This is a genomic window from Actinacidiphila sp. DG2A-62, from assembly GCF_035825295.1.
Classification (GTDB): Bacteria; Actinomycetota; Actinomycetes; order Streptomycetales; family Streptomycetaceae; genus Actinacidiphila.
This window is the reverse complement of the sequence record NZ_JAYMGI010000002.1, coordinates 3,452,133-3,466,227: the sequence shown is the minus strand read 5'-3', so window position 1 is coordinate 3,466,227 and position 14,095 is coordinate 3,452,133. Positions and strand designations below refer to the sequence as shown.

The following is a 14,095-nucleotide window of genomic DNA, read 5'->3' as shown; positions in this document are numbered from 1 at the left end:
CGCGAGGGCACGCCGCCGGCTAGGGCAGTACGCAAAAGGGCGGTAGGAACGGTGCGGCGACGACTTCTCTCATTGGCGGCGGCCGGCGCGGCGTCGGCGCTGGCGATGACCGGCCTGAGCGCGTGCGGCGGCAGCAACCCGCTGAGCAAGGACGTCACACTGCACATGGTGGCGGCCGACTACGGCGACCCGAAGCTCGGCAACAGCTCGCAGAAGTACTGGGACGACCTGGTCGCGGCGTTCGAGAAGCAGAACCCGCACATCAAGGTGGACGTCCAGGTGATCAACTGGGTGGACGTCGACAACGACGTGGCCAAGATGGTCAAGGAGAACAAGGCCCCCGACATCGCGCAGATCGGCTCCTACGCCGCCTACGCCGCCGCGGACCAGCTGTACAGCGCCGACGAGTTGTTCACCGTCAGCGAGCAGGCCGACTTCATCCCCTCGATGGTCGCCGCCGGCTCGGTGGACCGCACCCAGTACGGCATACCGTGGGTGTCCAGCTCCCGCATGTTCTTCTACAACAAGAAGCTCTTCAGCGACGCCGGCATCAGCAAGGCGCCCGAGACGTGGGAGGAACTCGCCCACGACGCCAAGCTGTTGAAGCAGGACGGCGTCAAGGTTCCCTACGGCCTGCCGCTGGGCACCGAGGAGGCGCAGGCCGAGGCGCTGATGTGGATGCTCGGCAACTCCGGCGGCATGACCGACACGGTCGGCAACTACACCTTCGACTCGGCGGCCAACGTCGACGCGTTCTCCTGGGTGAAGAAGAACCTGGTCGACACCGGGCTGACCGGCCCGGGCGACCCCGCCAAGACCAACCGCCAGGACGTCTTCGACGAGTTCCTGGCCGGCAAGGCCGGCATGATCAACGGCCACCCCACGCTGCTCGCCCAGGCCAAGGCCAAGAAGATCGACGTGGGCGTGGCGCCGCTGCCCGGCCGCCTCGGCCAGAGCAGCGACACCCTCGGCGTCGCCGACTGGATGATGGCGTTCAAGCAGAACGGCAACCAGGAGGCGGACGGCAAGTTCCTGCAGTTCGTGTACCAGGAGAAGAACGCGGTCAAGTTCCTCGACGAGTACGGCCTGCTGCCGGTGACGCAGACCGCGTCCGAGGCGATGCGCGAGAACCCGAAGGACAGGGACCTGGTCCAGTTCCTCGACCTGCTGCCGGACGCGGTCTTCTACCCGGTCGACAAGATCTCCTGGGGCCCGGTCAGCGCCAAGGTCAAGACCGACATCGGCAAGGCGGTCCACGACGACCCCAAGACCGTGCTGTCGAACCTGCAGATCTACGCGGAGTCGCAGGACGGCGGCAAGAGCTGAGCCACGCGGTGGCCGCCTCCGGCGCGGACCGGTCGTCGTGCCCGCGGACGTGTGGCCGGACCGGTCGTCCTCCCCGCGACGTACGGCGGACCGGTCGTCGTGCCCGCGACGTACAGTGGGCGCCGGAGGTGGCCGGGCGTGGAGGAGCGGTACGAGGCGGGCGCCGGTGACGCGGAGCCGTCCGGGCGGGAGCTGAGCGCGCGCGACGTCGCCGTGCTGGAGATCGCCGCCCGCACCTGGAGCGGGCCGGGGCCGCGCGAGCGCGCGGTCCGCGAACGCCTCGGGATCTCCCCGGCCGCGTACTTCCAGCTGCTCAACGCGCTGCTGGACGACCCCCGCGCGCTGCGCCACGACCCGGTCACCGTCAACCGGCTGCGCGCGGTCCGCGAGCGGCACCGCGCGTCGCGCTGAGGGCGCGGCGCGGTGGGCTGAGGGCGCGGCGGGCGGCGGGGGGCGTGGCGCCGAGCGTGCCGGCGGCGCCGAGCCGGGCGCGCGGCGCGGGCCGTCCCGGTCGGGTCCGGCGCACCGCCGCGGACCGTGCGCCCGTACGCCCCGCGCGCGCCGGGCCGGGACCGGTAGGGTCGGAGCCATGGCCTCCGCCGACATCCTCACGCCCCACACGCCCGAGGGGAAGGAAGCCCTCGCGGCCCTGGTCGCGCACCCCGGGCGCGCGGTCGTCGCCCTCGACTTCGACGGCACCCTCGCGCCGATCGTCCCCGACCCCGAGCAGGCCCGCGCCCACCCCAACGCGGTCCCGGCGCTGGCCCGGCTCGCGCCGCACCTCGCCGCCGTCGCGGTCGTCACCGGCCGGCCCGCGGGCGTCGCCGTCCGCTACGGCGGCTTCGCCGGGGTCGCGGGGCTCGAACACCTCGTCGTCCTCGGCCACTACGGCGCCGAGCGCTGGGACGCGCGCACCGGCGAGGTCCGCACCCCCGGCGCCCACCCGGGCGTCACCGCGGTGCGCGCCGAACTGCCCGGCTTCCTCGACCGGATCGGCGCCTGGTCGGGCACCTGGATCGAGGACAAGGGCGGCCGCGCCGTCGCCGTCCACACCCGCCGCACCGAGGACCCCGACGCCGCCTTCGAGGCGCTGCGCGTCCCGCTGGGCGAACTCGCCGACCAGCACGGCCTGATGGTCGAGCCCGGCCGCTACGTCCTGGAGCTGCGCCCGGCCGGCATGGACAAGGGCGTCGCCCTGGCCGCCTACCTGCGCGAGGTCGACGCGGGCGCGGTGCTCTACGGCGGTGACGACCTCGGCGACATCGCCGCCTTCGACGCGGTCGCCGCGCTGCGCGAACAGGGCCTGCCCGGACTGCTGGTGGCGAGCGCCGGCACGCCCGAGACGCCGCAGGAGCTGGCCGCCCGCGCGGACCTGACCGTGCCCGGCCCCGAGGGCGTCGTCGCGGTCCTCAACGCGCTCGCCGACCAGCTGGGCTGAGCCCGCGGGAGCCGCGTGACCCGCGGGTTCGCACCCGGCGGACGGATTGTCAGACCCTCGTGCTCTCATGGCACATGACGCACCGAAAGGGTGCGCCGGGAGCCATGACGTGACGCAGGTGAGAGGGGTGCGGGCGATGACGGAAGCGGAGGCGTGGCGGCCCTTCCTCCAACGGTGGAGCCGCGAGTGGATCGGGGCGCACGACCCCGGGCAGGACCGGCCGCTGGACCCGGCCGTGGTACGGGACGGCTGGCTGGGCTTCGCGCCCGCGGAGCCGGCCGCGGTCGCGGCGGCCGAGGACCGGCTCGGGCGCCGGCTGCCGCCGTCGCTGCGCGAGTTCCTGCTCGTCACCGACGGCTGGCGGGACGCCGGCAGCTTCGTCTACCGGCTGGCGGGCGCGGCGGACCTGGCCTGGCTGAAGGACACCGACGACCGGCACTGGATCGACGCCTACGCCGACCTCGCGGACGCGGACGTGGGCGCCGATGTGGACGTGGACGTGGACGCCGACGCGGAGGCCGGCGCCGGCGCCGCCCGGCCCGGACCGGCAGCGGGCCGCCCGGGGAGGGCGCCGACCGCGCGGGGGAAGGCGCGGACGGCGACGCGGCGGAGGTGCCGTGGGAGGAGGAGCAGGCGCGGCTGCTCGCGCGCTGCCTGCGCGTCTCGCTGGCCGCCGACGCGGCGATACTCCTCCTCGACCCGGAGGACGTGGACGAGGACGGCGAGTGGGCCGGCTACTGGCTGGCCTCCTGGTCCGGCGAGGGCCCGCAGCGCCACGCGTCGTTCCGCGCGGTCATGGAGCACCTCTACCGCGGCTTCCACGCGCTGCGCCGCCCGGCCGGCGCCACCCGCGACCACTGGGACGGCGAGGTCGAGCGGGCCCGCCGCGCCGCGCTGGCCGGCGCGGTCGACGAGCCGCTGTCCGTGCTCGCCGAGGCGCAGGCGTACGGCAGCGAGCGCGCCAAGCTGCTGCGGATGCAGCTGCGGGGCATGCTCGGCGACTGGTACACCGTGGGTCTGACCAGCCTGCTCTGGCGCAGGAGCGGAGATGTCGCGCTGCTGGGCAGCCCGCTGTTCGCCGCCGAGCTGATGCCGCTGCTGTTTCGCCGCGAGGACCACCACCAGCCCTACGAGCTGCGGCTGCTGGACCGGGTCCGGGAGATCGCGCCGCCGCCGGTCCGCGCGCTGATCGACGACTACGCCGCCCGGCGCGCCCGCCCCGGCTTCCGGCTGGTCTTCGGCGGCGGCCCGGAGTTCGACGCCGCGGTGCACGCGGTGGCCGACCGGCTCGCCGCGCACCCGGCCTTCCACACCCCCGACCGGCCGCGGGTCAGCGCGCACCAGGCGATCCTGATAGGCGCGGGCAGCGCGCCGCCGCGTCCCCCGGAGGCCCAGTCCCGCACCGCGACCGCCGCGACCGCCGTGACCGCCACGGCTGCCGCGGGCGACCGGGCGCACACCCGCACCCGCGCCCGCAGGCCGCGCCGCGGCCACGAGGAGCCCGCCGCCACGTGGAGCGACCGGGCGGACCGGGTTGACCGGGTGGACCGGGCCGACCGGAGCGATCGGGCGGACCCGCGCCGGACGCGGGCCGAGCGCGCCGCGCTGTGCGAGGAGGCCTGGCCCGAGCTGCGCGCGGCGATACGCCTGTGGCGGCCGGTCTGCGAGGACCACGTCGCGCCGATATCCCTGTTCGCCGATCCGGTGCTGGCCCAGCTGATCACGCGCGAGCGCGGCCGGGAGATCCTGGCGACGCCCCGCGGCTGACGGCCGGCTACGACGGCCGCGGTGCGGCGCCGCCGAGCGCGGTGAGCTGGTCGAGGAACCAGGCGGCCGGCGGCAGCGCGGTGGCCGCGTCGGCGAGCCGCTTGGTGCGGTCGGCCCGCTCGGCCTCCGGCATGGTCAGCGCCTCGTTCAGCGCCTCCGCGGTGCCCCGGACGTCGTACGGATTGACGGTCAGCGCGGCCTCGCCCAGCTCCTCGTGGGCCCCGGCCTCGCGGGAGAGCACCAGCGCCACACCGTTGTCGGCGAGCACCGGGACCTCCTTGGCGACCAGGTTCATGCCGTCCCGGATCGGGTTGACCAGCGCGACGTCGGCCATCCGGTAGGCGGCCAGCGAGCGGGCGAAGTCGTCGTCGACCTTCAGCAGCACCGGCTGCCAGCCGTCGACGCCGAACTCGGCGTTGATCTCCTCGGCGAGCCGGGAGACCACGGCGGTGTACGCGCGGTACAGCTCCAGGTCCTGCCGGGAGGGGTAGGCGAAGGCGACGTGCACCACCCGCTCGCGCCAGCCCGGCCGGTCCCGCAGCAGCCTGCGGTAGGCGTGCAGGCCGCGCACGATGTTCTTGGACAGCTCGGTGCGGTCCACCCGGACGATCAGCCGGCGCCCGGGCTGGCCTCGGCCCGCAGCGCCGCCATCCGCTCGGCCACGTCGTCGCGGTGCGCGCGTTCGCGCAGGAAGTCGGCGTCCGCGCCGAGGCCGTGCACGCCCAGCTCGGTGGTCCTGCCCCGGTGCGTGACCGTGCGGCCGCCGCCGGGCGTCCGCGCGACGGTCGCGCCCAGCACGTCGGCGCAGCACGCGGCGAAGGCGTCGGCCCAGCGGTGGGTGAGGAAGCAGGCCCGGTCCGCGCCCAGGATGCCTTCGAGCACCTGCCGCGCGACGTCGTCCGGCAGCAGCCGGTAGTAGTCCGGCGGCGCCCACGGCGTGTGCGAGAAGTGGCCGATCCGCAGGTCGGGGCGGCGCTCGCGGAGCAGCGCGGGCACCAGCGCCAGGTGGTAGTCCTGCACCAGCACCGCGGCGCCGTCCGCGGCCTCCTGCGCGAGGGCGTCGGCGAACGCGGTGTTGTACGCCTCGTACGCCGCCCACTGGGCCTCGAAGTCCTCGTCGAAGACGGGTTCCAGCGGCGTCTGGTACAGCATGTGGTGGACGAACCACAGCACGGAGTTGGCGATGCCGTTGTACGCGGCGGCGAAGACCTCCGGCGCCACGTCGATCATCCGCGAGCCGGGTTCGGTGACGCCTCGGCGCACCGCCTCGCGGTCGCCGTCGGAGAGCGCGGCGCACACCCACAGCGCGCCGGCCTCCGGGCCGATCGCGCTCAGGCCCGAGACCAGGCCGCCGCCGCCCCGCCTTCTGCTGACCTGGCCGTCCGGCTCCACGGTGTACGAGACCGGACCACGGTTCGATGCGACCAGCACGGCAGCGGTGCGCTGCGTTCCCTCCATGCCCAGTGCCTAGCCACCCGCCCCACCCCTCAAACCTCCCGCCTCGGCGCTGGGCGCTGACCTTTCCCACGCACACCCCGCGGTGCGTCAGCCGGACGCTGGGCGTCAGGCCCGCAGGGGCGCGGCCTACCGTGCGCCAGCGCGACGCTGAGTTCAGGGGCGCGGGGAACTGCGCGCTCAACCGTCCACCGGCCGGTGGTCCGGATCGGACCGATCTGCCCCTTCGGGACGGCGGCGACCTGCGGGCCGCAGATGGGTTGCTGGGGGTACCTCCCGGACGGAGTCTGGGGGAGCAGTTCCCCGCGCCCCTGGGGGGCGAAGCCCGGCGCCGAGCCGGCCGGGGGCGCCACGCCCGGAGAAACGCAGCGCCGCGGGGCGAGCTATGCCGCGCGGCGGTCGCGGTATTCGGGGACCTCGCGCATCGGCGGGCGCTCCTCCGTGTCCACGGAGTACGTGGCCGGCACGAACGCCCCGCCCGCACGGGCGAACTGCGTGAGCCGGGGCCGCACCAGGTGCCCGCGGGCCATCCGCAGCTGCGCCGTGCGGTAGATCGCCGCCGCCATCCGCCCCAGCGCCTGCCCGTCCTGGTGCCGGTGGTGCCGCACCCCCACGTCCACCTGGGCGAGGGCGTCCAGACCGACCAGGCCCAGCGCGTCGATCAGCATGCCCAGCTCCACCCCGTAGCCGACCGGGAACGGCAGCCGCTCCAGCAGCGAGCGCCGCGCCGCGTACTCCCCGCCGAGCGGCTGCACGAAGCCGGCCAGCCGCGGCCAGTGGAGGTTGAGCAGCGGCCGCGCCACCAGCTCGGTGACCCGGCCGCCGCCGGCCGGCACCACCGTCCCGCCGGTCTCCAGCGGCCGGTCGTACATCGCCTTGACCAACTGCACCGACGGCTCGGTCAGCAGCGGCCCGACGATCCCCGACACGAAGCGCGAGTCGAACTCGCGCAGGTCCGCGTCCACGAAGCAGACGATCTCGCCGCGGGTGACCAGCAGCGACCGCCACAGCACCTCGCCCTTGCCGGGTTCGGCCGGCAGCCGCGGCAGGATCTCGTCGCGGGAGACCACCCGGGCGCCCGCGTCCGCCGCGACCCGGACCGTGCCGTCGCGCGACCCGGAGTCGACCACCAGCAGCTCGTCCACCAGCGGCATCCGCTCACTCATCAGGTCGCGGCGCACCGCCGCGACGATCGCGCCGACCGTCGCCTCCTCGTCCAGCGCCGGGAGCACCACGCTGACGGTGCCGCGCTCGCCCGCCGCGCGCTTGGCGGCCAGCAGCGCGTCGAGCGGCCGGTCGGCCGCCGACCACGACCGGCGCTCCAGCCAACGCTCCACCTCATCGAGCACGTGCGCATCTCCCTGCTATGGCCGGTGTCCCCGGCCGGGCCGGCGTCTCGCGGTACGGACCCGCCTGCTCGGCTGCCCGGTTCGTCGGTTACAGTCTTGAACAACGCGTACGGCGACCGCATGCCGGGGTCGTGCGCCGACAACTGCATACCGCTCATCCAGAGGGGCAGAGGGAACGGCCCGTTGAAGCCCCGGCAACCCTCCCGCCGACCGCGAGGTCACACGGTGGGGAAGGTGCCAATTCCGGCTCGCGCACGCGACGTGCGGCGCGAGGAAGATGAGGAGAAAGGGCCTCGCCACCATGGCTGCGCACACAGTCGACCACGTTCCCGCCGCCGCCTCCGGCGCTCCTTCCGGGGAGCCCGCCGCCGCGGGCGCGCACACCTCCACCGACGCCGCCCCCGCACCGTTCGGACCCGCCGCGGCCCTGTCCTGCCGCGAGTGCGGCACCCGCTTCCCGCTCAGCCCGATCTTCGCCTGCCAGGAGTGTTTCGGGCCGCTCGAAGTGGCCTACGACCTGCCGCTCGGCGACCCCGAGGCGCTGCGCCGCCGGATCGAGGCCGGCCCCACCAGCATCTGGCGCTACGCCCCGCTGCTGCCGGTGCCCGCCGACGTCGCCGACCGGCCGAACCTCAACCCCGGCTGGACCAAGCTGGTCAGGGCCGACAACCTGGCCCGCGAGCTGGGCATCACCGGCGGCCTGCACGTCAAGGACGACTCCGGCAACCCGACGCACTCCTTCAAGGACCGCGTCGTCGCCATCGCCCTGGAGGCCGCCCGCACCTTCGGCCTGACCACGCTGTCCTGCTCCTCCACCGGCAACCTGGCCGGCGCGGTCGGCGCCGCCGCCGCCCGCGCGGGCTTCCGGTCCTGCGTCTTCATCCCGCACGACCTGGAGGCCGGCAAGGTCGTCATGGCCGCGGTCTACGGCGGCGAGCTGGTCGGCATCGAGGGCTCGTACGACGACGTGAACCGTTTCTGCTCGGAGCTGATCGGCGACCCGATCGGCGAGGGCTGGGGCTTCGTCAACGTCAACCTGCGGCCCTACTACGGCGAGGGCTCCAAGACGCTGGCCTACGAGATCGCCGAGCAGCTCGGCTGGCGGCTGCCGGACAACCTGGTGGTGCCGATCGCCTCCGGCTCCCAGCTCACCAAGATCGACAAGGGTCTCAAGGAGCTGATCGCGCTCGGCCTGGTCGAGGAGAAGCCGTACAAGATCTTCGGCGCCCAGGCTGCGGGGTGCTCCCCGGTCTCGGCGGCCTTCAAGGCCGGCCACGACGTGGTCCGCCCGGTCCGGCCGGACACCATCGCCAAGTCGCTGGCGATCGGCAACCCGGCCGACGGGCCGTACGTCCTGGACATCGCCCGGCGCACCGGCGGCGCGGTGGAGGACGTGGACGACGCGCAGATCGTGGACGCGATCAAGCTGCTGGCCCGCACCGAGGGCATCTTCGGGGAGACCGCGGGCGGGGTGACCGTCGGCGTGCTGAAGAAGCTCGTCGAGACCGGGCAGCTGGACCCGGCCACCGAGACCGTCGTGCTCAATACCGGCGACGGTCTGAAGACCCTCGACGCGGTGGCGCCCACCACCGGGCCGACCGCTGTCATCCGTCCCACCCTTGACGCGTTCCGAGAGGCTGGCCTCGCATGAGTGCTTCCGTACGTATCCCCACGATCCTGCGCACCTACACCGGCGGACAGGCGGAGGTCCCGGCCGAGGGCGCGACCCTCGCCGAGGTCATCGAGTCGCTGGAGAAGAATCACGCGGGCATTTCGGCGCGCGTTCTCGACGACGCCGGAAAGCTGCGGCGTTTCGTGAACGTGTATGTCAATGACGACGATGTCCGCTTTTCCGACGGCCTTGCCACGGCGGTCCCCGACGGCGCCAGCGTGTCGATCATTCCGGCGGTGGCCGGCGGCTGAACGGGCTTCCGCACGCGTCCGACGGTGCCCCGTCCACCCCCGGGTGGGCGGGGCGCCCGCGCGTTCGGCACATGGTTGAATCCCTGTACAGTTGCCCCGGGCAACTGCTGGGGGACTGCGGTGGGCCGATGAACCAGTGCGGCGATTTATCGCCAAATTCACGTTCTATAAATACCTTTTACGGTAATCTGTCCGGTCCGAGTTGACCCGCATTATCGTTTTTTCTCGGGGCATATCCGATCGGTCACGCCAAGAATTCTCGTCCAATTGACCTGTTGCGGTGGGCATCCGTGCAGATACATTCAGCCGCGGTCGACGCGTTCCGGCGCACGCCCCCCACTGTCCTCACCGGTCCGCCGGTAAGGGGTGCAACGGGGGGTGAGGTCTGACCCGGGCCCGCGAAGTGCGGGGCCGCGATAGGGCCAGCAATAGGGGAGTTAGGAATGGCTCAGGGCACCGTCAAATGGTTCAACGCGGAGAAGGGCTACGGCTTCATCGCGGTCGACGGTGGTGCGGATGTCTTCGTCCACTACAGCGCGATTCAGATGGACGGCTACCGCACCCTGGAGGAAGGCCAGCGAGTCGAGTTCGAGATCTCGCAGGGTCAGAAGGGGCCGCAGGCGGACATGGTCCGACTGGCAGGCTGAGCATCCCGGCGCGTTCGGCCATCGACGCGGCGCTTCACGCCGGCGGGCCCGCATCCCCTCGGGGTGCGGGCCCGCCGTGCGTCCCGGCCCGGCCCGTCCGCGGCCGGCCGGTGCGGGCGCGCGGGTGTCGCGGGGGTCCTCGGCGGGTCCGCGCGCCGGCGGTCCGCGGCCTCCGGGGCGGCCTCGGGGATGCCGCGGGCGCTTGCACTCCCAGGGGGTGAGTGCTAATCATTGGCGTTAGCACTCTACGCATGAGAGTGCCATTCGGACCGGGTCGTGAGGCCCGCCGGACGCCGGACCGATCCGGTGGCCGGCGGCCGTCCGTCGCGGGCACTGCGCGGTCCTGCAGTAATTTCCGTCCCGGGAGGACCACTTCACATGGCCAAGATCATCGCGTTCGACGAGGAGGCGCGGCGCGGTCTCGAGCGCGGGATGAACCAGCTCGCCGACGCCGTCAAGGTCACCCTCGGCCCCAAGGGCCGGAACGTCGTCCTCGAGAAGAAGTGGGGCGCCCCCACGATCACCAACGACGGCGTGTCCATCGCCAAGGAGATCGAGCTCGAGGACCCGTACGAGAAGATCGGCGCCGAGCTGGTCAAGGAGGTCGCGAAGAAGACGGACGACGTCGCCGGCGACGGCACGACGACCGCGACCGTCCTGGCCCAGGCCCTGGTCAAGGAGGGCCTGCGCAACGTCGCGGCGGGCGCCAACCCGATGGCCCTCAAGCGCGGCATCGAGAAGGCCGTCGAGGCCGTCTCCGCCGCCCTGCTGGAGCAGGCCAAGGACGTGGAGACCAAGGAGCAGATCGCCTCCACCGCCTCCATCTCCGCCGCCGACACCCAGATCGGCGAGCTGATCGCCGAGGCCATGGACAAGGTCGGCAAGGAAGGCGTCATCACCGTCGAGGAGTCGCAGACCTTCGGGCTGGAGCTGGAGCTCACCGAGGGCATGCGCTTCGACAAGGGCTTCATCTCCGCGTACTTCGCGACCGACCTGGAGCGGATGGAGGCGTCGCTCGACGACCCGTACATCCTGATCGTCAACTCCAAGATCTCCGCGGTGAAGGACCTGCTCCCGCTGCTGGAGAAGGTCATGCAGTCCGGCAAGCCGCTGCTGATCATCGCCGAGGACGTCGAGGGCGAGGCCCTGTCCACCCTGGTGGTCAACAAGATCCGCGGCACCTTCAAGTCCGTCGCCGTCAAGGCCCCGGGCTTCGGCGACCGCCGCAAGGCCATGCTGGGCGACATCGCCATCCTCACCGGCGGCACGGTCATCTCCGAGGAGGTGGGCCTGAAGCTGGAGAACGCGGGCCTGGACCTGCTCGGCCGCGCCCGCACCGTGGTCATCAGCAAGGACGAGACCACCATCGTGGACGGCGCCGGCGACAGCGAGCAGGTCGCCGGGCGGGTCAACCAGATCCGCGCCGAGATCGAGAACAGCGACTCGGACTACGACCGCGAGAAGCTCCAGGAGCGCCTGGCGAAGCTGGCCGGCGGCGTGGCCGTCATCAAGGCCGGCGCGGCCACCGAGGTGGAGCTCAAGGAGCGCAAGCACCGCATCGAGGACGCGGTGCGCAACGCCAAGGCGGCCGTCGAGGAGGGCATCGTCGCCGGCGGCGGCGTGGCCCTGCTGCAGGCCTCCGCGGTGTTCGAGAAGCTGGAGCTGGACGGCGACGAGGCGACCGGTGCCAACGCGGTCAAGCTCGCGCTGGAGGCCCCGCTGAAGCAGATCGCGGTCAACGGCGGCCTGGAGGGCGGCGTGATCGTCGAGAAGGTGCGCAACCTTCCCGTCGGCCACGGCCTCAACGCCTCCACCGGCGAGTACGTCGACATGATCGCCGAGGGCATCATCGACCCGGCGAAGGTCACCCGCTCCGCGCTGCAGAACGCGGCGTCCATCGCCGCGCTCTTCCTCACCACCGAGGCGGTCATCGCGGACAAGCCGGAGAAGGCGCCGGCGGCTGCGCCGGGCGGCATGCCCGGCGGCGACATGGACTTCTGAGCCTCCGGCTCGGACAGCTCCGGGAACGGCGCCCCCTCCCGCCAGGGAGGGGGCGCCGTTCCGCGTCCCGGCAGCGCCGGGCTTCAGCCCCGGGCTGCGCCGGGCTTCAGCTGCGGGGGCGCCGTTCCCCCCGCCCCCAGGGGGGTTGACGTCACGCGCTCACTCCGCGGGGGCCGCCGCCTCGATCGCGGCGCGGAGGTGTCCGTGGGACTCGTCGAGCAGCCGCGCGGCGGCCCCCGCGTCGACCTGCGCCAGCAGGATCAGGATCGCGGGCTTCACCTCGCCGTCCGTCGCGGTCAGCGCCGCCTCGATCGCCGCGTCCCCCGCCCCCGTCGCCAGCGCGACGATCCGCCGCGAGCGCGCCCGCAGCTTCTCGTTGGACGCGCGGACGTCCACCATCAGGTTCCCGTAGGTCTTGCCCAGGCGGATCATCGTGATCGTCGAGAGCATGTTCAGCACCAGCTTCTGCGCGGTGCCGGCCTTCAACCGGGTGGAGCCGGAGAGCAGTTCGGGCCCGACCACCACTTCGATGCGGTGGTCCGCGGCAGCGCCCAGCGGCGAGCCGGCGTTGCACGACAGCCCGACGGTCAGCGCGCCCACCCCCTTGGCGTAACCGACCGCGCCGACCGCGTACGGCGTCCTCCCCGACGCCGAGATGCCGACCACGCTGTCGGCCGCGGTCAGGCCCAGCGCGGCGAGGTCCGCGCCGGCCAGGTCGCTGCTGTCCTCGGCTCCCTCGACCGAGGTGACCATCGCCCCGGGGCCGCCGGCGATCAGGCCGACCACCTCGCGTCCCGGCGAGGTGTTGAAGGTCGGCGGGCACTCGCTGGCGTCCAGGACGCCGAGCCGCCCGGCCGTGCCGGCCCCGGCGTAGACCAGCCGGCCGCCGCGCGCCATGCGCTCCGCGATGCCGTCGATGGCCGCCGCGATCGCGGGCAACTGCCCGGCCACCGCGGCGGGCACGGTGAGGTCCTCGCCGTTCATGAGCCGCGCGATCTCCAGCGTGGGCAGCCGGTCGATCTCGGCGAACTCGGGCCGGAACGCCTCGGTGGTCAGCGACTCCAACTCGCGGCGCAGCTCGGTGTACTGGGTCATATGCGGCTCGTTCATCCTTCTCGCATTGGTCAGGTGCGGTGGGGGATCAGCGGGGGTCGGCGGGGTCGGCGGGGTCGGCGGTACAGGGTCAGGCGCGGCCGGACCGCGGGGTGTGCCGGTGCGCGAGCGCCTCGTACGACGCGGACAGCGCGGGCGCGGCGTCCTCGTAGGTGCGCTGGGCGACGCCTATGAACAGGCAGTCCACCACGAGGAGTTGGCTGGTCCTGCTGGACATCGCGGCCGGCCGCAACTCGCTCTCCCGGGAGCTGGCGGTGGTGAGCACCACGTCCGCGTACTGGGTCACGGCGCCGTCGGCGCGCCCGGTGATCGCGATGGTGGTCGCGCCGCGGTCGAAGGCGGCCCGCAGCGGCTCGATCACGTCGTGCGTGCTGCCGGAGTGGGTGATGGCCAACGCGACGTCGCCAGGGCGCAGTTGGACGGCGTTGGTGACCGCCAGGTGCGGGTCGGCGTGGGCGTGCGCGATCAGCCCGATGCGCAGCAGCTTCTGCGCCAGGTCCTGGGCGACCAGTCCGGAGGCGGCCATCCCGTACACGTCGGTGCGCCGGGCGGCGGCCAACGCGGCCACCGCGGCGTCGAGTTGGCCGGTGTCGAGCTGGGCCGCGGTGTCGGCGAGGGTCTGCTGCTCCTCGACGGCGAGCTTGGCCACGACGTCGCCGAGCGGGTCGTCGACGGCGATGTCGGCGGTGACCGCGGGCGGCGCGCCGGTGGCCTGCTGGGCGGCGAGCGCGGCGAGGGCGAGCCGCAGGTCGCGGTAGCCGGGGTAGCCCAGCAGCCGCGCGGTGCGGACGACGGTGGCCTCGCTGGTGCCGGTGCGCACGGCCAGCGCGGTGACGGTCAGGTGCGAGCAGCCGGCCGGGTCGCCTGCCACGGCTTCGGCGACGCGCTGCATTGAGCGCGTCATCGACGGGGCGAGGGTGCGGACCTTGGCGGCCAGGGCCCCCGGGTCGGGGGGCGTGACGGGGAGGACGGGCGCGCCGGGCACGCCGCGGAGGGCGCGGACGCTCGGGGGGAAAGTTTCCTTCACGCTATAGGTCACCTTGTGAAAGGTATTTTCAGGCGGGACCCACCGTCAA

At 73.4% G+C, this 14,095-nt stretch carries 11 protein-coding genes, 1 pseudogene and 1 riboswitch; of the genes and pseudogenes, 8 read left to right on the top strand and 4 right to left on the bottom strand.

The window, feature by feature from the left end; genetic code table 11:
• The first annotated feature begins 51 nt into the window (after positions 1 to 51).
• From VSR01_RS15140 to VSR01_RS15120, 4 genes are all read left to right on the top strand, one after another.
• Positions 52 to 1,326 carry an extracellular solute-binding protein gene (locus tag VSR01_RS15140; RefSeq protein ID WP_326449725.1) on the top strand — a complete coding sequence of 425 codons (1,275 nt, stop codon included), beginning with the start codon at positions 52 to 54 and terminating at the stop codon, positions 1,324 to 1,326.
• Positions 1,327 to 1,464: 138 nt separating this feature from the next.
• Positions 1,465 to 1,737, top strand: a complete 273-nt coding sequence (locus VSR01_RS15135; protein WP_326449724.1) for a DUF3263 domain-containing protein — start codon at positions 1,465 to 1,467, stop codon at positions 1,735 to 1,737.
• A 178-nt stretch (positions 1,738 to 1,915) separates the two neighbouring features.
• A complete protein-coding gene (gene otsB / locus VSR01_RS15130) occupies positions 1,916 to 2,764 on the top strand; it encodes a trehalose-phosphatase (protein ID WP_326449723.1) in 849 nt (282 codons plus the stop codon).
• A 612-nt stretch (positions 2,765 to 3,376) separates the two neighbouring features.
• Complete coding sequence (locus VSR01_RS15120; RefSeq protein WP_326454016.1) at positions 3,377 to 4,531, top strand: hypothetical protein; 1,155 nt, start codon at positions 3,377 to 3,379, stop codon at positions 4,529 to 4,531.
• 7 nt (positions 4,532 to 4,538) lie between these two features.
• On the opposite strand, the pseudogene VSR01_RS15115 reads toward VSR01_RS15120, so the two are convergent.
• Positions 4,539 to 5,989: pseudogene (locus VSR01_RS15115) on the bottom strand (alpha,alpha-trehalose-phosphate synthase (UDP-forming)).
• A 380-nt stretch (positions 5,990 to 6,369) separates the two neighbouring features.
• Positions 6,370 to 7,335: a glucosyl-3-phosphoglycerate synthase gene (locus VSR01_RS15110; RefSeq protein ID WP_326449722.1), complete on the bottom strand. Its 966-nt coding sequence runs from the start codon at positions 7,333 to 7,335 to the stop codon at positions 6,370 to 6,372.
• A gap of 151 nt (positions 7,336 to 7,486) precedes the next feature.
• Positions 7,487 to 7,619: riboswitch (SAM riboswitch) on the top strand.
• Here VSR01_RS15110 and thrC point away from each other — a divergent pair.
• From thrC to groL, 4 genes are all read left to right on the top strand, one after another.
• The gene (gene thrC / locus VSR01_RS15105; RefSeq protein WP_326449721.1) at positions 7,613 to 8,986 is read left to right on the top strand and encodes a threonine synthase; all 1,374 of its coding nucleotides are present in this window, start codon (positions 7,613 to 7,615) and stop codon (positions 8,984 to 8,986) included. Its footprint overlaps the riboswitch before it by 7 nt.
• Positions 8,983 to 9,258 carry a ubiquitin-like small modifier protein 1 gene (locus VSR01_RS15100; RefSeq protein WP_326449720.1) on the top strand — a complete coding sequence of 92 codons (276 nt, stop codon included), beginning with the start codon at positions 8,983 to 8,985 and terminating at the stop codon, positions 9,256 to 9,258. Before thrC ends, VSR01_RS15100 begins: the two co-directional genes overlap by 4 nt.
• 443 nt (positions 9,259 to 9,701) lie before the next feature.
• Positions 9,702 to 9,905, top strand: a complete 204-nt coding sequence (locus tag VSR01_RS15095) for a cold-shock protein (RefSeq protein WP_009339379.1) — start codon at positions 9,702 to 9,704, stop codon at positions 9,903 to 9,905.
• Positions 9,906 to 10,283: 378 nt separating this feature from the next.
• Positions 10,284 to 11,906 (top strand): chaperonin GroEL, encoded by a 1,623-nt coding sequence (gene groL, locus VSR01_RS15090; RefSeq protein WP_326449719.1) that lies wholly within the window; start codon positions 10,284 to 10,286, stop codon positions 11,904 to 11,906.
• A 159-nt stretch (positions 11,907 to 12,065) separates the two neighbouring features.
• Here the strand turns inward: groL and murQ are convergent, their stop codons facing one another.
• On the bottom strand, positions 12,066 to 13,001 hold the full coding sequence (gene murQ / locus VSR01_RS15085; RefSeq protein WP_326449718.1) for an N-acetylmuramic acid 6-phosphate etherase: 936 nt from the start codon (positions 12,999 to 13,001) through the stop codon (positions 12,066 to 12,068).
• Between the two features lie 88 nt (positions 13,002 to 13,089).
• Complete coding sequence (locus VSR01_RS15080) at positions 13,090 to 14,058, bottom strand: MurR/RpiR family transcriptional regulator (protein ID WP_442785469.1); 969 nt, start codon at positions 14,056 to 14,058, stop codon at positions 13,090 to 13,092.
• Positions 14,059 to 14,095 lie beyond the last annotated feature (37 nt).